The sequence below is a fragment of the Vibrio sp. OPT18 genome, assembly GCF_015163615.1.
Classification (GTDB): Bacteria; Pseudomonadota; Gammaproteobacteria; order Enterobacterales; family Vibrionaceae; genus Vibrio; species Vibrio coralliirubri.
This window is the reverse complement of sequence record NZ_JADDYK010000027.1, coordinates 1-291: the sequence shown is the minus strand read 5'-3', so window position 1 is coordinate 291 and position 291 is coordinate 1. Positions and strand designations below refer to the sequence as shown.

Annotated in this window: 1 rRNA gene; it reads left to right on the top strand. The window is 48.1% G+C overall.

Features of this window, described 5'->3' with window-relative positions:
- Positions 1-291 (top strand): 23S ribosomal RNA (locus IQQ51_RS04920); the annotation flags it as partial.

Sequence of the window (291 nt, the reverse complement as noted above, 5' to 3'; positions counted from 1 at the left end):
TCATAATCAGTGAAAACGAGTAGGGCGGGACACGTGATATCCTGTCTGAATATGGGGGGACCATCCTCCAAGGCTAAATACTACTGACTGACCGATAGTGAACCAGTACCGTGAGGGAAAGGCGAAAAGAACCCCTGTGAGGGGAGTGAAATAGAACCTGAAACCGTGTACGTACAAGCAGTAGGAGCACCTTCGTGGTGTGACTGCGTACCTTTTGTATAATGGGTCAGCGACTTAATTTTAGTAGCAAGGTTAACCGTTTAGGGGAGCCGTAGGGAAACCGAGTCTTAA